Source organism: Streptomyces sp. NPDC046716, from assembly GCF_040645755.1.
In the GTDB taxonomy this organism is placed as follows: Bacteria; Actinomycetota; Actinomycetes; order Streptomycetales; family Streptomycetaceae; genus Streptomyces.
This window is the reverse complement of the sequence record NZ_JBEYYU010000060.1, coordinates 17,136-38,806: the sequence shown is the minus strand read 5'-3', so window position 1 is coordinate 38,806 and position 21,671 is coordinate 17,136. Positions and strand designations below refer to the sequence as shown.

Sequence of the window (21,671 nt, the reverse complement as noted above, 5' to 3'; positions counted from 1 at the left end):
TCGATCCTTCTGCCGCGCTGCCGGGTTGGTCGGGGACGGGCACTCGGTGGTGCGGTGTCTCACTTCAGGGGGTAGGCGTTCAGGGTCTTCTCCCCCATTCCGAGCAGGAGTCGGTCCTGCGTGTCGACGTAGAACCGGCTCGCGGCCGTCTTGTAGGTGCGGGCGATCCGGTGCGTCTTCAGGTCGATGGCGCAGAGCAGGTTGCCGTTGCGGTAGTAGCCGTACCGCTTCGTGAGGACGGGGGCCCATGCCGTCGACGCCTCGCTCACCTCGCTGGTCTCCTCGGCCCACTTCTTGTCGCCGCTGTCGGCGGCGAGGGCGGCGAGGCCGACGCCCTCGCCTACCGCGTACACGACACCGGACGCGAACACGGGCCCGCTGTACGTGTGTCCCGTCCTGGTCGCCCATTCCTGCTTGCCGTCGCTGAGCCGCAGGGCGCGCACGCGGTCCCCGCCCAGGTAGACCCGTCCGTCGCCCACGGCGAGGGGGCACTGGAGGACCTCGGTCTCGTCGACGGTGCCGTAGGGCTCGTCCCAGACGACGTCGCCGGACTTGATGTCCCTCACGACGACGCGCACGGTCCCGGCCTCGGTCTCCTGGAGCGTCACCAGCCGGTCGCCGACGACCTTGGCGGAGAGGAAGTGCAGCCGCCGGCTCTTGTCGGGGCGGACCGGCAGCGGCTTCGACCACAGCTCCTTGCCCGCCTCGATGTCGAGGGCGCGCAGGGTGAAGCGCTCGGTGGCCAGGAAGCCGTTGTCCGATGCCTTGCCCGTGCCCACGGCGACGTAGGCCACCATGTCGGTGATGCAGAGGAGTTGGTTGCCGTCGAGGGCGGCGTTGGTGCCGACGGCGACCGCCTTCGTCGGCTTCACCCAGCCCTGCTTCTTCCCCCATGTGGAGATACAGGCCGGCGGATACGTCTTCCCGGTGTTCCAGCGCGTGCTGAGGAGGTACAGCTTGCCGTCCAGCACCTGGGCCCCCCACGGTGAACCGCTCGACTGGACGTCCTCGGTGCGAGCGCCCGTCTTCGGGTCGAACCGCATGATCGTCGCCATGAACGGCAGGTGGATCACGCCGTCGGACGCGTAGGGCACGGGCAGGCCCCAGCCGTCGAGGCGGAAGTTGATCTGCTCGTTCGTCCAGAGCGGATCGATGTTGCGGGTCTGCTCCGGGCCGTCGGCGCCCTTCGCCCCGTCCTCGTCGCCCGCGGCCGAACGCCGCCACCACCACACACCGCCGCCCGCCGCCGCGGCCGCCACCACGGCGCCGCCGCCCAGCAGGAAGCCGCGCCGCGAAGGCCGGTGCGCGGGGGCGGACACCGGGGTTGTGTCGATCAGGGCCCGCGGCGGGGCCGCCCGCGGTGGCACGGGCTGCCACACCGCGACGGCCCGCCGCCCGATCTCGGCGAGCAGCGCGGGCGGCAGCTGCTCCGCGAACTCGCCGCTGCCGTCGTGGAGTCGGGCGGCCAGCTGCCCGGTGGACGGCCGCTGCGCGGGATCCTTGTGCAGGCACTGCGCCAGTACGGGGATCAGGGCGGCGGGCACTCCGGTGAAGTCGGGCTCGCCGTAGCGCACCCGGTACAGGAGGTCGGCGGGCTGTCCGTTGCCGAACGGTCCGCTGCCCCGCGCCGCGTGCACGAGGACGCCGGCGAGGGCGAACACGTCGCCGGCCGCGGTGTGCTCCTGTCCGGTCGCCTGTTCCGGCGACATGAACGCGGGGGTGCCGACGGCGGATCCGGTGTGGGTGAGGTGGATGTCGCCGATGGCGCGCGCGATGCCGAAGTCGATGACCTTGGGGCCGTAGGCGGTGAGCAGGATGTTGGACGGCTTGAGGTCGCGGTGGACGACGTCGCTGCGGTGCAGCTGGGCCAGCGCGCCGCACAGGGCCGCGCCCAGGACGCGTACGGCCTGTTCGGGCAGGGGTCCGGCGGCCTCGACCGCTTCGTCGAGCGGCGGCCCGAGCACGTACTCGGTGGCGAGCCAGGGGGTCGGGGCGGCCGGATCGGCGTCCGCGACCTTCGCCCCGAACCGGCCGCCGATCACCCGTGCCGCGTCGGTCTCGAGCCGGAACCGGGTCCGGGCCGCCGGGTCCGCGGCGATCGCGGCGTGCATCGTCTTGACGGCGAGGGTGCGGCCGCCGGCCGACCGGGCCATGTACACGGTTCCCATGCCGCCGCTGCCGAGCCGGGCGACGAGACGGTACGGGCCCAGGTGGACGGGGTCGTCGTGGGTCAGTGCGGTGGGCATGGGCGTCGGTCTCGTCGTCTGTCGGTGGGGGGTGGGTGGGGTGGCGTCAGGAGACGTGGTGACGGGTGGGGCGTCAGGAGACGTACGGGGTGGGGTGGCCCTCGGGCACGCGCGGGGCCGGCGCCGGGGGTTCGACCTCCGCGTCCAGCACGCACGCGGCCTGATGGGCGAGGGCGGCGACGAGACGGCCGGGCAGCCAGCCGGGGCCGAGCAGTGCGCCCGAGCGGCCGGGGGAACCGAATCCCTGCTGCGGGGCGAGGGCGCCGGGCGGTACCAACACGTCGAGGATCTCGGCGAGTTGCGGCCGGTGCGCGGGGTCCCGCGACAGGCTCCGGCTCACGACGGAGCGCAGCGCCTCGGGCAGCTCCGAGCGTTCCGGTGCGGCGTGGCCGGTGGTGGCGTAGGCGAGGGTGACGCCGAGGCCGTACACGTCGCCCATCGGCCGTGGCATTCCGCCGGCGGCCTGTTCGGGCGCCAGCGCGCCGCGGTCGACACCGGTGAGGCCGGGTCCGGCGGCGCGCACGGCGCCGTAGCAGCCGAGCCGCGGGCCGTCGAAGCCGATGAGCACGGCGGCGGGCGACACCCCCGCGTGCACCAGGCCCTGACCGTGCAGGACGGACAGGGTCTCGGCGAGGGCGGCGCCGAGGGCGCGGACCGTCGGTTCCGGGAGCGGGCCGCCGTGGACGGCGAGCGCGGTGGGCAGCGGCAGCACCGGCGCGTACGGGCGGGCGCACCAGACGGGCTCGCCGGGCGCCGACATCTCCGTCGCCGGGAGCGCGGCGGGCCCCAGCAGATAGCGGGAGGCGTCGGCCTCGGCGAGGAAGCGGTGCGGGTCGCTCCCCGGGTGCGGGGTGCTGAGCAGGACGGTGCGGTCGCCCTCGGGGGTGCGGGCGATGTGGCGTCGCTCGGGGACGTCGGGGTGGCCGGGACCGGAGCCGTCGAGGCGGGTCACGACGACGAACGGTCCCGTCGGGCGCGCCGGCCCGCCGGTCGGTGCGCCGCCGTACGCGCCCTGGGCCGGGCCGGAGCCCGGGCCGGTCCGCGGTGCGTGTCCTGGCGCATGCATGCGCATGCCCTCCCCCCGTCGGCCTGCCGATGCCCCCCGCCTGTGGCACGGTCCGGCGATTTTAGTCGACGGCACCTCAGGGGCCACAGGGGCGTCCTCGCGCAGCACCGGTCCCACGGCCCGGTCCACCAAGGGCCGCGCCGGGTCGGGGGGTTGCGGGGCCACGTGACGCAGCGGACAGCGGCGAGGGGCGGACGGGCCTGCCGTGCTGCTGGTTTTCGTGATTAGGCTGGGTCTGGACGTGTCACGTACACCCGTGTGCGGGTGAGGCGTACGCCAGGGGCCAGGGGGACGGTCCCCGGAAGTGACCAGACCACGCAAACCGGTCGCCCAGCACGGGACGCGGGTGCTCGACCACACCAGGAGGCATTGTGAACAGCGATCGGGACGGTCTCCACGGGGGCTCGGACTCACCCGTCGACGATCAGTCCGACGCGCAGTCCAGTGTCGAGCGGACCGGCGAGTTCACCATCGACTACGCCCCGCCGCCCTGGTACACGCAGAACGCGCCGGAGGCCGCCGCACCCCAGGCTCCGGCCGCCGCATCCACTCCGGCTTCTCCGGCCGCTCCGGCTGCTCCGGCCGCTCCGGCTGCTCCGGCCGCTCCGGCTGCTCCGGCCGGTGTTGCCCCGCCGCCTCCGCCGCCTCCGCCCGCGCCGGAGCCCGATGCGGGGGACGGGGATCTGGAGAGCGGGGCGACCATGCGGTTCTCCGGGCCGTTGCGGCGGGAGCCCGAAGAGACCCCGGCGCCCGCGGAACCGGCGGCGCCGGCGGCGGAGGAGGCCCCTGCCGCGCAGCCGGAGCTTTCCTGGGTGGACGCGCACCGCGTGCATGTGGAGTTCGACCGGAGCGGCGGTGCTGCGGGCACGGCTGCCGCTCCCGCCCCGGGTCCCGACGCGGCCCCGGCGCCGGGCGCTCCCGCGGGCTGGACTCCCCCGCCCGCACCGGACAGCGCGGTTCCGCCGCTGCCGCCCACGTTCCAGCCCGCCGCGCCGAACCCGGCGCCGCAGTGGACCGACCCCGCGCCCGGCCAGCCGCCCGCCTGGCCCGCGCAGCCTCCGGCGGCCCCGCAGCCGCAGGACGGTTACGGCCTCCCGCCACAGCAGGACCAGCCGCAGCCCCCGCCTGCGCCCGGCGCCCCCGCCCCGCAGGGCGGCTACGGCCCACCGCCGCCTCCGGCCCAGCCGGAACAGCCTCAGCCCGGCACCACGGCACCGCAGGGCGCGTACGGCTTCCCGCAGCCGGACCAGCCTCCGACGGGGGCCAACCCCCCGGCCCCGCAAGCTGGTTACGGCACACCACCGTCCGAACCCGCACCCAACACCCCAACCCCGCAGACCGGTTACGGCACACCGCCCTCCGAACCCGCACCCAACACCCCCGCACCACAAGGCGGCTACGGCTTCCCGCAACAGCAGGAGCAGCCCCAGCCGGAGCAGCCTCAGCCTGCGCCCAATTCCCCGGCCCCGCAGGCTGGTTACGGCCCGCCACAGCCCCCGGTCCAGCCCGCGCCGCAAGACGGCTACGGCTTCCCCCGGCCCGGCCAGCCCGGTCAGCCCGAGCCCGGTCAGCCCGAGTCTCCGGCCCCACCGCAACCCCAGCCGGGCTACGGCTTCCCCCCGCCGCAGCCCGCCCCGAACCAGCCCTTCCCCCCGCAGCCCAACCCCGGCCCACCCGCACCCGGCGCACCCAGCGCACCCGGCGCCCCCGGCGCCCAGCCCCCGCAGCCCTACGGAGTGGACCCCCGAACCGGCGCGGCCTGGCCGCAGCCGATGCAGCACGATCAGCGGCAGCCCACGAACGTCGGCGGCGCCCCTCTCGGCTACACGGCCGCCGTCGAGCTGTCGGCCGACCGGCTGCTCAACAACAAGCGGCAGAAGGCCAAGAGCAAGGCCCCCAGCACGTCCGGCAGCCGCTTCAAGCTGGGCGCGAAGAAGGAGGAGGCCGAGCGGCAGCGCAAGCTGCAGCTGATCCGCACGCCGGTCATGTCCTGCTACCGGATCGCCGTGATCAGCCTCAAGGGCGGCGTCGGCAAGACGACCACGACAACGGCGCTGGGCTCGACCCTCGCCGCCGAGCGCCAGGACAAGATCCTCGCGATCGACGCCAACCCGGACGCCGGCACGCTCGGCCGCCGTGTGCGCCGCGAGACCGGGGCGACCATCCGCGACCTGGTGCAGGCGATCCCGAATCTCCACTCGTACATGGACATCCGGCAGTTCACCTCGCAGGCCCCGTCCGGCCTGGAGATCATCGCCAACGACGTGGACCCGGCCGTCTCCACGACGTTCCAGGACGAGGACTACCGCCGCGCCATCGACGTCCTGGGCAAGCAGTACCCGATCATCCTGACCGACTCCGGCACCGGACTGCTCTACTCCGCGATGCGCGGAGTGCTCGACCTGGCCGACCAGTTGATCATCATCTCGACGCCGTCGGTGGACGGCGCGTCCAGCGCCAGCACCACCCTCGACTGGCTCTCGGCGCACGGCTATTCGGAGCTGGTCTCGCGCTCGCTCACGGTCATCTCCGGGGTCCGCGAGACCGGCAAGATGATCAAGGTGGACGACATCGTCAGCCACTTCGAGACGCGCTGCCGCGGCGTGGTCGTCATCCCCTTCGACGAGCACCTGGCGGCCGGCGCCGAGGTCGACCTCGACATGATGCGGCCCAAGGTGCGGGAGGCGTACTTCGAGCTCTCGGCGCTCGTCGCCGAGGGCTTCGCACGAGGCCAGCAGCAGGCCAACCCCTGGGCATCCCAGCCCCAGCCCCAGGCCGCCCAGCCACAACCTCAGCCCCAGCCCCAGCAAGGCCAGCCCCCCACACCACCCCCCGCCCAGTGGCCCCCGCAGCCGCCCCAGCCCCACCAGTAGCAACGATTTCGCCAACTCGGTGAAAGGCCCGCGCCGTAGTCGGCGCGGGCCTTTCACGTACATCACGCACATACGTCCGCTACGTCGCCACGCGCTGGCCTGCAAAGCATCAGAGGTCCACACCAATGTGCGTGAAATGCAGGTCAACTCGTTATTTCCGCAGGCCACATGGGGTTCACCTGCCGTTGACGCACGTCAAGAGCCGCTGATAGACACTCACTTCATTCAGCCTGCTGTGAGAGTCACGACGCGAGGTGTCCGCCCCATGGCCACGAAAGCTCAGCGAGATACGCACGATCAGCACCACAGAACGAACCGCGGCAACATGCGGGTTCTCCTCGCGGCCGGCGCCGCGGCCTTCAGCCTCACCGCGGCCCTCGCCACGCCGCTCGACCCGGCGCCCCACGAGGCCAGGGCGGCCGACGACGGCGGCAAGAAGGTCCTCACCGTCGCGCTCGCGCAGAGCGTGGACTCGCTGAGCCCGTTCCTGGCGACGCGCCTGGTCAGTACCAGCATCCTGCGTCTGACGAACGAGTACCTGACCAACTACGACCCGAAGGACAACCACGTCGTCCCGGGCTTCGCCACCGCGTGGAAGCCCTCCGCGGACAAGCTGACGTGGACGTACACCATCCGCTCCGACTCGAAGTGGTCGGACGGCGAGAAGGCCACCGCGCACGACGCGGCCTTCACCTTCAACAAGATGATGACGGACGACGCGGCGGCCACCGCCAATGGTTCGTTCGTCACCAACTTCGAGAAGGTCACCGCGCCCAGCGACACCCAGCTCGTCATCAAGCTGAAGAAGCCGCAGGCGACGATGACCGCGCTCGACGTCCCGATCGTGCCCGAGCACGAGTGGAAGGACGTCAAGGACTACGCGAAGTACAACAACGACGACAAGTTCCCGATCGTGGGCAACGGGCCGTTCGTCCTCACGGACTACAAGACCGACCAGTACGTGAAGCTGAAGCGCAACCCCGACTTCTGGCGCAAGTCGAAGAAGACCCAGTTCGACGAGATCGTCTTCAAGACGTACAAGGACCAGGACGCCGCGGTCGCCGCCCTGCGCAAGGGCGAGGTCTCCTTCGTCGCCGGTTCCCCCGCCCTGACGCCCGCCCAGGCGGCGTCACTCAAGGGCGAGAAGAACATCAAGGTCAACGAGGGTCCCGGCCGCCGCTTCTACGCGATCGCCACCAACCCCGGCGCCCGCACCAAGGACGGCAAGAAGTTCGGCGACGGCAACAAGGCGCTGCTCGACCAGAAGGTCCGCCAGGCCCTGTTCCGCGCGGTCGACACCAAGACCATCGTCGACAAGGTCTTCCAGGGCCACGCCGTGCAGGGCGAGGGGTACATCCCGCCGCGCTTCAAGGACTACTTCTGGACGCCCGAGGACAGCCAGAAGCTGGCCTACGACCCCGACGCGGCGGGCAAGCTGCTCGACGAGGCGGGCTACAAGCTCAAGGGCGACCAGCGCGTCGGCAAGGACGGCAAGCCGCTCAACCTGCGCATCCTGTGCCACGCCACCGACCCGAACGACAAGGCGGTCGGCAAGTACCTCAAGGAGTGGTGGGGCAAGATCGGCGTCGGCCTGAAGGTCGACTGCCTCGACGACGTCTCGGTCCCCTGGTACGCCGGTGAGTACGACCTCGCCTTCGACGGCTGGTCGGTCAACCCCGACCCGGACTTCGTGCTCGGCATCCACACCTGCGCGGCCCTGCCGGCGAAGGCGAAGGAGAGCGCGGCGACCGACAACTTCATCTGCGACAAGAAGTTCGACGACCTGTACGGCAAGCAGCTCGCCGAGTACGACCCGGCCAAGCGCGCGGAGTACGTCAAGCAGATGGAGTCGTGGCTGTACGACTCGGGGTACATGAACGTCATGGCGTATCCGAACGCCGTCGAGGCCTACCGCACCGACCAGATCAAGTCCATCGAGACCATGCCGACCGCCGCGGGCAACATCTACGGCCAGGACGGTTACTGGAGCTGGTGGTCGGCCGAGCCGGTGTCGTCGTCCGACAGCGGGAGTTCGGACTCGTCCAGCTCGACCGGAGTGGTGATCGGCATCGTGGTCGCCGCACTGGTGGTCATCGGTGGCGGCATCCTCTTCACGAGGCGCCGTCGTTCGACGGCCGACGAGCGCGAGTAACCCGCACTCGCCGGACCCTCAACACCCGCACGAGCAACGAGAGTTCGCATGAACAGCAGAGAACACGTGAACCATGACAGCTGACAGCACTCCGGCGCTCGTGCAGCCCGCGGACGGTCCCGACGGCGACCCGGCCTCCCCGGCCGGGCCGCTGTCGGCCGCCCGCGGCCCCCGGGCCCGCACCACCACGGAATACCTGAAGTACGCGGCGGCGAAGATCGCGGGGGCCGTGGTCTCCCTCTTCGCCGTCCTCGTCACCAGCTTCTTCCTCTTCCGCCTCATCCCGTCCGACCCGGTCAAGCAGATGACCGGCGGCCGCAAGGTCTCCACCGAGCAACTCGCCAACCTGCGCCACCAGTACGGCCTCGACCAGCCGATGTGGAAGCAGTTCACGAGCTATGTCGGGGACGCGCTGACCGGCGACTTCGGCATCTCGTTCCAGTACCACACGCCCGTCATCGACAAGATCATGGACGCGCTGCCCGCGACGCTGCTGCTGACCGGCACGGCGTACGTGCTGTACTCGGCGCTCGGCATCTGGCTGGGCACGCGCACGGCGTGGCGCAACGGATCGCGCAGCGACCGCTTCAACACCGCGTTCGCGCTGACCCTGTACTCCGTCCCGGCCTTCTGGCTGGGCCTGCTCCTCATCATCGTCTTCGCCGTCGGTATCGGCCCGATCCCCGGCATGTTCCCGACCGGCGGCCTCGAATCGGGCGGCGAGACCGGCTTCGCGTACATCGTCGACGTCGCCCACCACCTGGTCCTGCCGGTGATCACCCTGGTCGCGGTCGGCTACGCGCAGACGCTGCTCGTCATGCGCTCCTCGCTGCTCGACGAGATGGGCAGCGACTATCTGACGACCGCGCGCGCCAAGGGACTCCGGGACGACGTGGTGCGCCGCAAGCACGCGGTGCCGAACGCCATGCTGCCCACGTTCACCCTGATGTTCGTGAACCTCGGGCACGTGGTCGCCGGACAGATCCTGGTCGAGACGGTGTTCTCCTGGCCGGGCCTCGGCGGGCTCTTCTACTCGGCCCTGTCCGTGCCCGATCTCCCGCTGGTCCAGGGCCTGTTCTTCGTCTTCGCGACCGCCGTGATCCTGGCGAACACCCTCGCCGACATCCTCTATCCGCTGCTCGACCCGAGGGTGGGCCGATGACCACGCAGACCGCCTCCTCCGGCGGAACCGCCAACCCGCGCGCGCTCGCCCGCGCCCGCAAGCGCCAGTCGCTGGCCCGCTTCTGGACCGCGTACCGCTCCCACCGGAGCGGACTGTGGGGCCTGGGCCTGCTGATCCTGATCGCGCTCATCGCGATCTTCGCACCGGTCCTGGTCGGCGCGGACTCGCAGTCCGTGACCGACGCGGACGGCGCCCCGCTGGCCGGGCCGAGCGGCGAATTCCCGCTGGGCACCGACCAGTTCGGCCGCAGCGTGCTCGCGCTGCTCGTGTACGGGGCGCGTGTGTCGCTCACCGTGGGGCTGCTCGCCGCGTTCCTGTGCGTGGCGATCGGCACGGTCGTCGGGATCGTCGCCGGGCACTTCCACGGCTGGTACTCGACGGTCCTGATGCGGGTCACCGACTGGTTCCTGGTGATGCCGACGCTGGTCCTCGCGATCGCGCTGGCGACGGTGATGGACCGCTCCATGTGGACCGTCATCATCGCGATCGGCGTGACGACCTGGCCGACCACGGCCCGCCTGGTGCGCGCCCAGACCCTCGCGGTCGAGTCGCGGCCGTACATCGAGCGGGCCCGCGCGCTGGGCGGCGGTCACGGCCACATCATGCTGCGGCACGTGCTGCCGAACGTGATGCCGCTGGTCCTCGCCCAGACCACGATGATCATCTCCTCGGCGATCCTGACCGAGGCGACGCTCGCCTTCCTCGGCCTGTCCGACCCGACGATCACCTCCTGGGGCGGCATGCTCCAGGACGCCCGCGAGGCGGGCGCGGTCAGCGCGGGCGACTGGTGGTACCTGGCCCCGCCCGGCATCGCCATCGCCGTCGTGGCGCTCTCCTTCACCCTGTGCGGCCGCGCGGTCGAATCCGTCCTCAACCCGAAGCTGGGGGTGCGCTCATGACGCTTCTCGAAGTACGCGACCTCCACGTGACGTACGCGGGCGGGGGCCAGGCAGTCCGTGGGGTGGACCTCTCCCTGGAGGCCGGTCAGAAGCTCGGCATCGCGGGCGAGTCCGGCTGCGGCAAGTCGACGCTTGCCCTGGCGCTGCTGCGGCTGCTGCCCGCGAGCGCGAAGGTCACCGGCGAGATCCTGCTGAACGGCGAGGACGTCCTCGCCATGAAGTGGGGCCGGCTGCGGGCGGTCCGCTGGGCGGGGGCGTCGATCGTCTTCCAGGGCGCGATGCACTCGCTGAACGCCGTGCACCGCATCGGCGACCAGATCGCCGAGCCGATCCTGCTGCACCGGAAGACGACGCAGGACGAGGCGAAGAAGAAGGTCGCCGAGCTCCTGGAGCACGTGGGGCTGCCCGCGGCGCGCGCGGCTGCGTATCCGCACGAGCTGTCCGGCGGTCAGCGCCAGCGCGTGATGATCGCGATGGCGCTCGCCTGCGATCCGGAACTGATCATCGCCGACGAGCCGACGACCGCGCTCGACGTGATGATCCAGGCCCAGATCCTGCGCCTGATCGAGCAGTTGGTGGCGGAGCAGGACCTCGGCCTCATCATGATCAGCCACGACCTGGCGGTGCTCTCCGACACCTGCGACCGGCTCGCCGTGATGTACGCGGGCCGGGTCGTCGAGGAGGGCCCGGCCGCCGAGGTCTACGGATCCGCGGTGCACCCCTACGGCAGGGCACTGTCGGCGGCGTTCCCGACGATCGGCGACCCGGCGTCGCGGTTCGCGCCGCGCGGGCTGCCCGGCGACCCGCCGGACCCGGCGGCGCTGCCGTCCGGCTGCACGTTCCACCCGCGCTGCCCGGTCGCGCTCGACGTGTGCGCGAGCGAGGACCAGGTGCTGCGGGACGCGGGTCCCGGACGGCGCGCGGCGTGCGTCCACGTGGAATCGGACGGCTCGCCCGCACAGGGCGTCGAAGCAGGGAGCAAGACGGCATGACCGATGCGCTGTTGAGTGCCGAACGGCTCCAGGTGACGTTCCCCGGCCGGCGCGGCGCCCCCGCGGCGCGGGCCGTGGACGGCGTCGACCTGGACATCGCGCCGGGCGAGATCGTCGCCCTCGTCGGCGAGTCGGGCTGCGGCAAGACGAGCCTGGCGCGCACCCTCCTCGGCCTGGAGAAGCCGACCTCGGGCCGCGTCACGTTCGCGGGCGGCCCGCTGGACTACTCCTCGCGCGCGCTGAAGGCGTACCGCAAGCGGGTCCAGCTGGTCCTCCAGGACCCGAGCGGTTCGCTCAACCCGCGGCACACGGTGTACGAGGCGGTGGCGGAGGGGCTGCGCATCCACGGGCACCCGGGCGACGAGCGCGCGGCGGTGGCCGACGCCCTGTCCCGGGCGGGTCTGCGTCCGCCGGAGCGGTTCTTCCTGCGCTATCCGCACGAGCTGTCGGGCGGTCAGCGCCAGCGCGTCGTGATCGCGGGCGCGCTCGTCCTGGAGCCCGAACTCATCGTCGCGGACGAGCCGGTGGCGTCCCTGGACGCGTCGGTGCGCGGCGAGATCCTCGCGCTGATCCTCAAGCTCCGTGAGGAGCTGGGCCTTTCGGCGCTCGTCGTCACGCACGACCTGGGTCTGGCCTGGAACATCGCGGACCGGGTCGCGGTGATGTATCTCGGCCGGATCGTGGAGACGGGCAAGGTCGAGGATGTCCTGACGTCACCTCAGCACCCGTACACACAGGCTCTGTTGTCGGTGCTGCCGGAGGCGCCGGGCGAGCCGGTGGTGCTGACGGGTGAGGCACCGGACCCGTCGCGGATTCCGGGCGGCTGCCGCTTCCACGCGCGCTGCCAGGTCCTGGCGGGCGGCGAGGCGGAGCGTGCCGGGGTCGCGGACAGGTGCCGCACCGAGGATCTGCCGGTGCTGTCCGGCGGCGGCGCGTCGCAGGTGGCGTGCCATTGGGCGGCGGCCAGGGTGGCGGCGGAGTAGCCGCGGTCGGGCCCGGCTCGGATGGCCGGGCCCGTCGGCGGATGTCTCAGCTGTACATGCCGGGCTCGTAGTCGCCGGCGGGCTGCTGGGTCATCACGTTGATCCTGTTGAAGGTGTTGATGAGGGCGATCGTCGCGACGAGCGCGCCGAGCTGGTCCTCGTCGTAGTGCTTGGCCGCGGCGGCCCACACCTCGTCCGAGACTCCGGCGCCGTCGGCGATCCGGGTGCCGGCCTCGGTCAGGGCGAGGGCGGCCTTCTCGGCCTCGGTGAAGACCTTGGCCTCGCGCCAGCCGGCGACGAGGTTGATCCGGACCGAGGTCTCACCGGCCGCGGCGGCGTCCTTGGTGTGCATGTCGAGGCAGCCGGCGCAGCCGTTGATCTGGCTGGCGCGGATGAGCATGAGCTGGTGCGTGGCGGCCGGGACCCCGGCGCTCTCGACGGCCTTGGTGGCCGCGACGATGTGCTTGAGGGCCTTGCCGAGGGCCGGGTTGGCGAAGAGGTTGAGGCGGGGTTCCATGGTGGGCTCCTTCGTGTGCCGTACGTGCTGACACACCTATGACGGAGCGGCCCACGGAGATGTGACACGGCCGGAAGTGACCCGCGTCACTCCCGGCGGCGGATCACGCCTCGGACGCCTCGATGAGCTCCCTGGCCCGCTTCACATCGTTCGCAATGGCCTCGACCAGCTGCTCCAGCGAGTCGAACTTCGACATGCCGCGCACGAAGGCGAGGAAGTCCACGGCGACGTGCAGCCCGTACAGGTCGAGCCCGACCCGGTCGATGGCGTAGGCCTCGACGGTCCGCTCGGTCCCGTCGAACTGGGGGTTCGTGCCGACGGAGATCGCGGCGGGCATCGCCTCGCCGTTGACGTGCAGCCAGCCGGCGTAGACCCCGTCGGCGGGGATCGCGGTGTGCGGGAGCGTCTCCACATTGGCCGTGGGGAAGCCCAGCTCGCGGCCGCGCTGCGCGCCGCGCACAACGACGCCCTCGACGCGGTGCGGCCGCCCGAGGATCTCGGCGGCGCCCTCCACGTCGCCCTCGGCGACGAGGGAGCGGGTCAGGGTCGAGGAGAAGGGAGCGCCGCCGCCCGCCTTCCCGCTCACCTTCAGGTCGATGACCTCGACCTCGAAGTCGTACGTGGCGCCCTGCTCGGCGAGGAACTCCACATTGCCCGCGGCCTTGTGCCCGAACCGGAAGTTGGGGCCCTCCACGACCAGGCGCGCGTGCAGCTTGTCGACAAGCACCTTCGCCACGAAGTCGGCCGGCGACAGCTTCGAGAACTCGGTGGTGAACGGCAGGATCAGCACCGCGTCGACGCCGAGGTCGGCCATCAGCTCGGCGCGCCGGTGGTGCGGAGCGAGCAGCGGGGGGTGCGAGCCGGGCCGCACGACCTCACTGGGGTGCGGGTCGAAGGTGACGACGACCGCGGGGACGCCCAGCTCACGGGCGCGCTCCACGGCGCGGCCGACGATCAGCTGGTGTCCGCGGTGCACGCCGTCGTAGGAGCCGATGGTGACGACGCTGCGCCCCCAGTCCTGGGGGATGTCCTCCAAGCCACGCCAGCGCTGCACGGTGATTGCTCCTCGCAAACCTGTGTACGACGGTTGATCTCTGTGTCCGCGTGTCGGCGTAACCCATGGCCCATTGCCGAACACGCAGGTCTAAGAGTGCCATGCCGAGGGTCCGTGCCTCTCCCCGGCCCACCCGGTGCAGGTCACGCGGCCAAGGCGCGCACCACGGCCAGCGCCTCGCGCACGGCGTCGGGGATGTCGGTCACCGGGAAGCGCACGTGCCGCACCGTACGGTCCCGGTCCACGACGAGGACGGCGCGCTTCAGGCGCAGCGCCTGACCGGCCCGGAACACGGGCAGCCGGAGGGCGGCGGCGAGGCGCAGGTCGACGTCCGAGAGCAGGTCGAAGGGGATGCCCTCCTCGACGGCGAACACGCGCTGTTCGTCCGCGCGCTGGGTGCTCACGCCGCGCACCTCGGCGCCCGCCGCGCGGAAGTCGTCGTACGCGTCCCGGAACAGCCGGTTCTCCAGGGTGCAGCCGACGGTGCCGGGGATGTCGCCCCAGCCCTCCGGCAGCGGGCTCGGGCGGCCGGTCGCCGGATAGCAGAACAGGACGGTGGCGGGGGCGTCGGCGACGGGGTCGAGGGGCGCGCCGTCCCGGTGGCCCGGCAGTTCGAGGTGCGGCAGCCGCTCCCCGGCGAGGGCCGCCATGCGCCGCGCCTGCTCGCTCTCCTCGTCGGCGGTGCCGCTGAGCGAGCCGTCGCCGAAGACCCAGCGGTCCGCCCAGTCCTGCATGGACAGCAGGACGGGCAGCAGCCCCCGGCCGCTCGGGGTGAGCCGGTACTCGTGGCGCACGGGGCCGCTCTGGTAGGGCACCTTCTCCAGGATCTCGGCGTCCACCAGTTGCGCGAGGCGCTCGGTGAGCACCTTGCGGGAGATGCCCAGCTCTTCCTGGAGCGCGTCGAAGCGGTGGTGGCCGCGTGCCGCCTCACGGATCAGGAGCAGGCTCCACCAGTCGCCGACCACCGACGCGGCCTGCGCGATCGCGCAGGCGGCATCCCGCTCGGGCACCGTCCTGACCATGGCTTCCCGCCCCTTCCCGTGACATTTCCGTTGTCGCCACCATCTTGCGCCATCAGGTCAGTTCCCGATAGGAACTTACCGGGATCGAGTGAGTTCCCAAAAGAGACCCACTGGGGAGGGCGTACCCACACCATGACCGAGACGCAGACAGTCCCGGACGTCGAACGAAGCCGGGCCGAGGGCGCCGACGCACCGCCGGGCGTCTTCTGGCGGTACTGGACGGCGGCCACGATCAGCGACGCGGGCACCGCCGTCACCGCGCTGGCCCTGCCGCTGATCGCCCTGACCGTGCTGGACGCCACGGCCTTCGAGTCCGCGCTGCTCGCCGCCGCGGGACAGATCTCCTGGCTGCTGCTCAGCCTGCCCGCCGGGGTCGTCGCCCAGCGGGTGCCGCTGCGCCGGCTCCAGGTCGGGCTCGACCTCGTCCGGTTCGCCGCGCTCGGCTCACTGCCGCTCGCGTGGTGGCTCGGCGCGCTGACCTATCCGCATCTGCTGGTCGCGGCGCTGGTCACAGGCGCGGCGACGGTGCTGTTCGACATCGGCAACTCGACGTTCCTGCCGGCCGTCGTACCGGCCCGGCAGCTCGCCGCCCGCAACAGCGTGGTGTCCGGCACGCACGCCGTCACCGAGACCGGCGGGCCCTCGCTCGGCGGGGTGCTGGTGAGCGCGACGGGTCCGGTCGGCGCGCTGGTCGTGGACGCGGTCAGCTATCTGGCCTCGGCCGTGCTGCTGCGCACCCTGCCCGAACGCCGGCCCGCTCCCCACGACGGGCAGAGCGCGCTGCGGCTGATGCGCGAGGGCTGGCGGTACGTGACCCGGCACCCGGTCATGCTGCCCTGCACGGTCTGGGCGACCGCCGCCAACTTCCTGAACGCGGCGCTGGTCGTCCTCACCCCGCTCTACCTGGTCCGCGAGGCCGGGCTGAACTCCGTACAGCTGGGATTCGTCCTCGCCATGGACGGGGTCGGCGCGCTCGCCGGGGCCACCGTCGCGGTCCGGATCACCCGGCGCCTGGGCACCGCGCGCGGGATCATCGCGGCCGATCTGGTCGGCGGCGCGCTGCTGCTCCTGGCGCCGCTGACCACGTCCGCGGGGGATGCGTACTGGTTCGCCCTGGGCAACGCCGGGTTCGCCTTCGGCACCGTCGTCGGCTCGATCACCACCCGCACCTACCGCCAGACCCAGTCGCCGCCCGAGCTGCTGTCCCGGGTGATGGCGACGGTCCGCTTCGTCTCCTGGGGAGCGTTGCCGCTCGGCGCTCTGGCCGCCGGTCTGCTCGCCACGTACGCCGGGACGCATGCCGCGCTGTGGACGGTCTGCGCGGCGTCGATCTTGCCCGCGCTGTACTTGTACGCATCCCCGCTGGGCCGCCACCCCAACCTGCCGCACAGTTCCCCACGCCCGTAATGGGTCGCCGATCGCCCCCGGCCCGACGGCCACTTCCCACGCCCCTGCCGGGCCGTAGATCAACTACGGCCCGACGGCCGCTTCCCACGCCCCTGACAGGCCTTCGAACAACCGCGGCCCGGCGGCCACTTCCCGCGCAGTTCCCCGCGCCCCTGACAGGCCGTCGAACGACCACGGCCCGGCGGCCACTTCCCGCGCAGTTCCCCGCGCCCCTGACAGGCCGTCCTATGGCCGCGGCCGGCGGCCGCTTCTCGCGCAGTTCCCCGCGCCCCTGAGGCATGCGCTGACGCGCAGCCTCCCCTTGAAGGCCGCGCTTCGTGCGCCTTTCCTTGGAGGGTGCGGCTTCGCCGTGCCTCTCTCTGCCGGGGTGCCGCACGAGGCGCGCCCCTCTGCCGAAGCGCCGCACAAGGCCCGACCACCTCTCCGCTGAAGTGCCGCACGGGGTGCGCCTCTCGTGAAGAGGTGCCGCACGGGCGCGCCTCTCCGCCCAAGCACCGCCCCGAGCGCGCTTCTCTCGATGAGATGCCGCACGAAGTGCGCATCTCAGGGGCGCGGGGAACTGCGCGACCAGCCACGACGAGAGCCGCGCCCGGAAAACGGGGTTCAGGGGCGCGGGGAACTGCGCGAGAAGCCCCACCGGGCCGCAGGAGACGGGGGATCGTCCCCGGAGGGGAGCTTCGGGGCCGGGTCCCGTAGGAGCAGGGCGAGCGCGGCCCCGTGCAAGGCGCTGTCGGCCGGCCGGGCGAGCAGCGCGAGAGCGGCCCGCCGCAGAAGCTCCCGATCACCCCCACCAGCCACCCGCGGAGCAACCCGCACTCCATACACAGCCGCAGCCACCCGCCGCCCGCCCCGCTCATCCCGCGCCCACCGCTCGACAGCCCGGCACACGGCGGACGCCTCCTCGTCGGCAAGGACACCGAGCAGCTCATCGGCGCGCGGATGACCGCAGTCCACCAGCGCCTCGGTCAGATCGTCGACGTCAGGATGCCGATGGGCGTATAGCAGAGCCTGCGCGGCGGTCGCGACGGTGGCGTCCGGCAGCGCGGGAAGCACCCGGTCGTCGTCGAACCAGCGAGTCAACTGCCGCCGCACCCAAGCCGGTTCGACCCTGAGCCGTGCGGCGACGGCATCGAGGTACCGGTCCCCCGCGCCGGGCTCCGGGTCGTGCACGACGAGCCGCCGCACCAGCTCGAACCGCACCTCGTCGGCGACGGGCAGCGCCCGCCAGAACCCGGGCCCGAACACCCCGCGCTCCGCCAGCTCCTCCAGTACGGGCAGATGGACGGCGGCGTCGGGAACCCGCAGCAGCACGGCACCGAGCAGATGCGCGGCCCACCAGGACGCCTCGGCCCGGTCCGCCGGAGCGTCCTCCGCTACGAGCCGGCCGGCCAACTCGCGGAGCCTCAGACCCAGTTCACCTGCCCCGCGCTCCCGCCCCACGAGCAGCAGCGCCCGCACCACAGGCCCCGCCCGATGCCTCGGCACCGGCACCGACCCCTCGCCGCCCGGCCGCCGGAACACCAGTGCCGTGAGCGCCGCGTCCAGGTCCAGGTGCATGCCCTGGATCCAGTCGGCGACCTCTTCGTGCGCGAACCGGTACCCGGCCCCGGCGGGCACCAGCACCCCTTCCGCCAGCACGGCGGAGGCCCACCCCGCGACACCGTGCAGCACGCCCCAGGGGAACAGCTCCTCGAACGTCCCCCGGTCCAGGTCCCCCTGCCCGGGCCCGAGACTGCGCCGCGCCGCCTCGTGCAGCCGCCCCGACACCCGGGCCGCCAGCCGCCGCACCCCGCTCCCCCGCACCCCGGCGGGCGCCGCGAGCCGCACCGCGACCCGCAGGCACATCAGGTCGAGATGGGCCGAGAAGACCTCGTCCCGGTCGGGGCGGCCGGCCGGCCCGCCCTCGGGCACGGCGGAACGCACCTCGCCGAGCAACCGCAGGGCCAGCGGATGACCGGCGTCGCGGTCCGCCAGCGCGCCCCGCGGGATCCCGTACCGCTCCCGCGCGAGCCGCGCCGGCTCCCCCGTCAGATCCCCCAGCCGCACGCACCGGGGCAGCCGCCCCGCCTCCGCCCCGTGCAGCACTTCGGCACCGAACAGCGTCCCCGCCTGCTCCCAGTACTCCTCGCGGCACGCCACCACGAGCCGCACCCCGCACCGCGTGAGCCACCGCTCGGTGCCGCGCGACCAGGCGGCGAGCCGGTGGGCGAGCACGGGCGGCATCTCCTCGGGCCCGTCGAGCAGCAGTACGAGGGGCCGTCCCGCGGCGTGGGCCACGGCGGCGACCCGCTCCGGCGGGAGCTCCCCCGGGGCACCGTCCTCGCGGGACGCCCCGACGATCCGCCCGGCCCGCTCCAGGGCCCGGAGCACCGCGTCCGCCACGCAGGCGTCGTCCCCGCGCAGATCGGCGCCGCGCAGCCAGAACGTGGGCGCGCCGGTCCGCCGGGCGGCGAGGGCCGCGAGCTCCGTCGTACGTCCGCTGCCCGGGTCCCCCACGAGGGCGACGACGGCGGCGTCCCCACGCTCGAACTCCGCCAACTCCCGCACGACATCGGGTCGTTCGACCGGCTCGGGCGGGCCGCCCGGCCCCGGCCCGTCGCCGGCGACGGAGACGGCCGCGACCTGGAGCACACCCGCCAGATTGAGGTCGGGACCGTAGGCGGGCACCGTCGCCGCGTTGCGCGCGAGCAGGTCGGCGAGCGGGCCGCCCGGATCGGCGGCGGCCGCCGCGCGCAGCGGCACCGCGCATCCGGCCGCCGGGTGCCCGGCGTCCAGCGCCGTCCCGAGCACGGCGACGACCGCGCCGGTCCCTGCGTCGAGGACGGGCCCGCCGGCGGCGCCGCAGCCCGGCCGCAGCGCGTCCGCCCCGGCGGTCCCGACCGCGAGCTCCAGGGCGTCCGCGAGCACATGGCAGCGGCCGGTCGCCGTGTAGGTCGCCTCCGCGTGGCCCAGCACCCGGGCCTCGCGCCAGCCGCCCGCCGGGATCCTGACGTACGCCCCCGCCGCCGGCGTCCCCTCGGCCGCCACCGGCACCGGCGTCACCGCGAGCCCCTCGGTCGTGACGAGCGCGAGATCGGCCTCCGGCAGCTCCACGACCGCCTCCGGCCCCACGACACAGCTCCCCGAGCCGTCGGGCGCGTGCAGCACCACCCGGCCGAGCCCGGCCACCGCCTCATGACTGGTGACGACGGTGCCCCGGTCGTCCGCCGCGAACCCGGCCCCGCGCGGCCGCCCGGCCAGATCAGAGATCCGTACCAGCGGCGGATCCACCATGCCCGCAACCTCCCGCCACGCCCCGTCCCTGACGACGGTAGGCGCGCGGTGATCAGCGGAACAGAACAGGACCCGAACGCGCCCCCTTCCGCTCCCCCGCTTCACTCCGAGCGCCTGCTCGAAGGGGTGAAGCGGACGGTCAGGGCGGATACACCTTGGAGAGGGGGAACGTGGAGCGGCGGCCACCAAGCAGACCTGGCAACCGCCGCTCCACCGAATCCGGCGGGATCCCGGTGCTCAGCCGAAGACGGCGAGGCTCTTCGCCTTGCCCTTCGACTCCTCGACGAGCGCGACGAGGCGGCCGTCCTGGTCGAAGACCCCGACCGGCCCGGCCCCCGCGTACTCCCCGGGCACGTCGAGCCGCACCCCGTTCAGCAGCAGCCCCGCGCGCCGGGCGTCGACGTCCCAGCGCGGGAACGCGGCAGCGGCGGCCTCGGCCACCGGCATCACGGAGAAGGACTCCTGCAACTGGTCGAGCGTCTTCGCCCGGTCCAGCTTGTACGGGCCCACGCGGGTGCGGCGCAGCGCGGTCAGATGCCCGCCGACGCCGAGGTCCGCGCCCAGGTCCCGGGCGAGCGCCCTGATGTACGTACCGGACGAGCAGACGACGGAGACCACGAGGTCGAGCACCGGTGTGCCGTCCTCGGCGACCGCGTCCCGCACGTCGTACACGGCGAAGGAGGAGATCTTCACCGGCCGGGCCGGGATCTCGAAGTCCTCGCCGTCGCGCGCCCGCTTGTACGAACGTACGCCGTTGATCTTGATGGCGCTGACCTTGGACGGCACCTGCATGATGTCGCCGGACAGCTTGGCGATGCCCGCGTCGACGGCGTCGCGCCGGACCCCCGAGGCGTCCGTGGACGAGGTGATCTCGCCCTCCGCGTCGTCCGTGAGCGTGTTCTGCCCGAGCCGGATCGTGCCCAGGTACTCCTTCTCGGTCAGCGCGAGATGGCCGAGGAGCTTGGTGGCGCGCTCGACGCCGAGCACGAGGACACCCGTTGCCATGGGGTCGAGGGTGCCGGCGTGGCCGACGCGGCGGGTCTTGGCGATCCCCCGCATCTTGGCCACGACGTCGTGCGAAGTGAAGCCCGACGGCTTGTCGACAATGACCAGGCCGTCGGGCGGAGGGGTGCGGTCGGACATGCTCAGGCGTCGCCGTCCTTGTCGGCGGCCCCGGCAGCGTCCGTGTCGTCGTCCTCGGGCCTCTTGTACGGGTCGGCGTCCCCGGCGAACGTGGCGCCCGCGGACGCCTCGCGCACCTGGGCGTCCGAGGAGCGCGCCCGGTCGAGGAGGTCCTCGATCGTCTTGGCGTTGTCCGGCAGGGCGTCCGCGACGAAGGTCAGGGTCGGCGTGAACTTCACGCCGGCCGCCGAACCCACCGCGGAACGCAGGATGCCCTTGGCGCTCTCCAGACCGGCGGCCACCTCGGCCCGCTGCTCGTCGTCCCCGTAGACCGTGTAGAAGACGGTCGCCTCCCGCAGGTCACCGGTGACGCGGGTGTCCGTGATGGTGACGTGGGTGCCGAGCCGCGGGTCCTTGATCCCACGCTGCAGCTTCTGGGCCACCACCTCTCGGATGAGGTCCGCCAGCCTCTTGGCGCGCGCGTTGTCGGCCACTGGTCCGTCTCCTTTTAAGTGCTTACTTCTTGTTGCTTCAGGCTTCAGTCTTCGTCGCTGTGGAGCCTGCGTCGAACCGAGAGCAGTTCCACCTCCGGCCGCCCGGCGACGAGCCGTTCGCAGCGGTCCAGTACATCGGTGAGATGTCCCGTGTCACCGGAGACCACCGCGAGCCCGATCTCGGCCCTGCGGTGGAGGTCCTGGTTCCCCGTCTCGGCCGCGCTCACTCCGTACTTGCGCTGGAGTTCGGCCACGATCGGACGGACGAGGGAGCGTTTTTCCTTCAGCGAGTGGACGTCGCCGAGGAGCAGATCGAAGGACAGAGTCCCCACGTACATAGGTGTTCCGGATGTCCCGCCGGTTCGGGGTCGTAAAGGCGCCAGGTCCG

At 72.7% G+C, this 21,671-nt stretch carries 16 protein-coding genes; 7 read left to right on the top strand and 9 right to left on the bottom strand.

Annotated features, from left to right (window positions below; translation table 11 throughout):
* Window positions 1-59 precede the first annotated feature (59 nt).
* Window positions 60-2,246: a serine/threonine-protein kinase gene (locus tag ABZ930_RS33185; RefSeq protein WP_361556259.1), complete on the bottom strand. Its 2,187-nt coding sequence runs from the start codon at window positions 2,244-2,246 to the stop codon at window positions 60-62.
* A gap of 73 nt (window positions 2,247-2,319) precedes the next feature.
* The gene (locus ABZ930_RS33180) at window positions 2,320-3,312 is read right to left on the bottom strand and encodes a serine/threonine protein kinase (RefSeq protein WP_361556256.1); all 993 of its coding nucleotides are present in this window, start codon (window positions 3,310-3,312) and stop codon (window positions 2,320-2,322) included.
* A 371-nt stretch (window positions 3,313-3,683) separates the two neighbouring features.
* Here ABZ930_RS33180 and ABZ930_RS33175 point away from each other — a divergent pair, with 371 nt between their 5' ends.
* The 6 genes from ABZ930_RS33175 to ABZ930_RS33150 all read left to right on the top strand — a co-directional run bounded on the left by ABZ930_RS33175 (window position 3,684) and on the right by ABZ930_RS33150 (window position 12,394).
* On the top strand, window positions 3,684-6,185 hold the full coding sequence (locus ABZ930_RS33175) for an SCO5717 family growth-regulating ATPase (RefSeq protein ID WP_361556253.1): 2,502 nt from the start codon (window positions 3,684-3,686) through the stop codon (window positions 6,183-6,185).
* 325 nt (window positions 6,186-6,510) lie between these two features.
* A complete protein-coding gene (locus tag ABZ930_RS33170; RefSeq protein WP_361556250.1) occupies window positions 6,511-8,337 on the top strand; it encodes an ABC transporter substrate-binding protein in 1,827 nt (608 codons plus the stop codon).
* Between the two features lie 73 nt (window positions 8,338-8,410).
* Window positions 8,411-9,499 carry an ABC transporter permease gene (locus tag ABZ930_RS33165; protein WP_361556247.1) on the top strand — a complete coding sequence of 363 codons (1,089 nt, stop codon included), beginning with the start codon at window positions 8,411-8,413 and terminating at the stop codon, window positions 9,497-9,499.
* Window positions 9,496-10,419 carry an ABC transporter permease gene (locus ABZ930_RS33160; protein WP_361556244.1) on the top strand — a complete coding sequence of 308 codons (924 nt, stop codon included), beginning with the start codon at window positions 9,496-9,498 and terminating at the stop codon, window positions 10,417-10,419. The genes ABZ930_RS33165 and ABZ930_RS33160 overlap by 4 nt, the downstream gene beginning before the upstream one ends.
* Entirely contained in the window at window positions 10,416-11,411 is a 996-nt protein-coding gene (locus ABZ930_RS33155) for an ABC transporter ATP-binding protein (protein WP_361556241.1), read from the top strand. The genes ABZ930_RS33160 and ABZ930_RS33155 overlap by 4 nt, the downstream gene beginning before the upstream one ends.
* A complete protein-coding gene (locus ABZ930_RS33150; RefSeq protein ID WP_361556238.1) occupies window positions 11,408-12,394 on the top strand; it encodes an ABC transporter ATP-binding protein in 987 nt (328 codons plus the stop codon). The genes ABZ930_RS33155 and ABZ930_RS33150 overlap by 4 nt, the downstream gene beginning before the upstream one ends.
* Window positions 12,395-12,440: 46 nt before the next feature.
* On the opposite strand, the gene ABZ930_RS33145 is transcribed toward ABZ930_RS33150, so the two are convergent.
* The 3 genes from ABZ930_RS33145 to ABZ930_RS33135 form a co-directional block, all read right to left on the bottom strand.
* Window positions 12,441-12,911, bottom strand: a complete 471-nt coding sequence (locus tag ABZ930_RS33145; protein ID WP_361556236.1) for a carboxymuconolactone decarboxylase family protein — start codon at window positions 12,909-12,911, stop codon at window positions 12,441-12,443.
* A 103-nt stretch (window positions 12,912-13,014) separates the two neighbouring features.
* The gene (locus ABZ930_RS33140; protein WP_361556233.1) at window positions 13,015-13,965 is read right to left on the bottom strand and encodes a bifunctional riboflavin kinase/FAD synthetase; all 951 of its coding nucleotides are present in this window, start codon (window positions 13,963-13,965) and stop codon (window positions 13,015-13,017) included.
* Between the two features lie 143 nt (window positions 13,966-14,108).
* Window positions 14,109-14,987: a winged helix-turn-helix transcriptional regulator gene (locus tag ABZ930_RS33135; RefSeq protein ID WP_361556230.1), complete on the bottom strand. Its 879-nt coding sequence runs from the start codon at window positions 14,985-14,987 to the stop codon at window positions 14,109-14,111.
* Window positions 14,988-15,119: 132 nt separating this feature from the next.
* On the opposite strand from ABZ930_RS33135, the gene ABZ930_RS33130 reads away from it, so the two are divergent.
* A complete protein-coding gene (locus tag ABZ930_RS33130) occupies window positions 15,120-16,394 on the top strand; it encodes an MFS transporter (protein WP_361556227.1) in 1,275 nt (424 codons plus the stop codon).
* Window positions 16,395-16,997: 603 nt separating this feature from the next.
* Here the strand turns inward: ABZ930_RS33130 and ABZ930_RS33125 are convergent.
* The 4 genes from ABZ930_RS33125 to ABZ930_RS33110 form a co-directional block, all read right to left on the bottom strand.
* A complete protein-coding gene (locus ABZ930_RS33125) occupies window positions 16,998-19,667 on the bottom strand; it encodes a serine protease (RefSeq protein ID WP_361556224.1) in 2,670 nt (889 codons plus the stop codon).
* A gap of 237 nt (window positions 19,668-19,904) precedes the next feature.
* Window positions 19,905-20,810, bottom strand: a complete 906-nt coding sequence (gene truB, locus ABZ930_RS33120) for a tRNA pseudouridine(55) synthase TruB (protein WP_361556221.1) — start codon at window positions 20,808-20,810, stop codon at window positions 19,905-19,907.
* Window positions 20,811-20,812: 2 nt separating this feature from the next.
* The gene (rbfA, locus tag ABZ930_RS33115) at window positions 20,813-21,283 is read right to left on the bottom strand and encodes a 30S ribosome-binding factor RbfA (RefSeq protein WP_361556218.1); all 471 of its coding nucleotides are present in this window, start codon (window positions 21,281-21,283) and stop codon (window positions 20,813-20,815) included.
* A gap of 44 nt (window positions 21,284-21,327) precedes the next feature.
* Window positions 21,328-21,621: a DUF503 domain-containing protein gene (locus ABZ930_RS33110; protein WP_111667322.1), complete on the bottom strand. Its 294-nt coding sequence runs from the start codon at window positions 21,619-21,621 to the stop codon at window positions 21,328-21,330.
* Between the last annotated feature and the right edge of the window lie 50 nt (window positions 21,622-21,671).